Annotated in this window: 1 protein-coding gene; it reads left to right on the top strand. The window is 72.8% G+C overall.

The features are described from left to right. Positions 1 to 541 (top strand): FAD-dependent oxidoreductase (locus G7B69_RS16660; RefSeq protein ID WP_166181308.1); only part of this gene is annotated, 541 nt, incomplete at both ends.

The raw sequence follows: 541 nt of genomic DNA, 5'->3' as shown, positions 1-541 counted from the left end.
GGCCTCTCGGCGCTCGACGTCGACGACATGACCGAGGTCGAGATCCGCTGCCACCGGCTGATGGAAGGGCACACCCGGTTCTTCCGCGAGCACGCGCCGGGGTTCGAGAACGCCTATAGCCTGCAGAGCGCCAGCCAGCTCGGCGTGCGCCACACCCGCCGCCTCGCCGGTGTTGCCCGCATCGAGCGCAAGGACTGGCCGGTCGGCGGCGCGCGGGGCGACGAAGTCGGCGTGAGCCCCTCGATCAGCCCCAAGTTCCCGGTCGTCTCGGTGCCGTACGGCAGCCTGGTTCCGCGCGCGCTCGACGGCATGCTCGCCGCCGGGCGCCACGTCAGCTGCGATGCCAACAGCCACGGCTTCATGCGCGAGATCCCGCAATGCTGGCTGACCGGCCACGCCGCGGGCGTCGGCGCGGCGGTGGCGGCCAACCGCGGTGTGCAGCCGAGGGAGGTGGATGTGGACGAGGTCCGTGCGATCCTGCGCTCGCAGGGGGCGCACTTGAGCGACGATGCCGCGGTGGCAAAGGCGCGCGGCGAGGCGG

The sequence above is a fragment of the Croceibacterium segetis genome (assembly GCF_011320115.1).
GTDB classification, from domain to species: domain Bacteria; phylum Pseudomonadota; class Alphaproteobacteria; order Sphingomonadales; family Sphingomonadaceae; genus Croceibacterium_B; species Croceibacterium_B segetis.
Note: the sequence above shows the minus strand (reverse complement) of the source record. Positions and strands in the feature narration are given on the sequence as shown.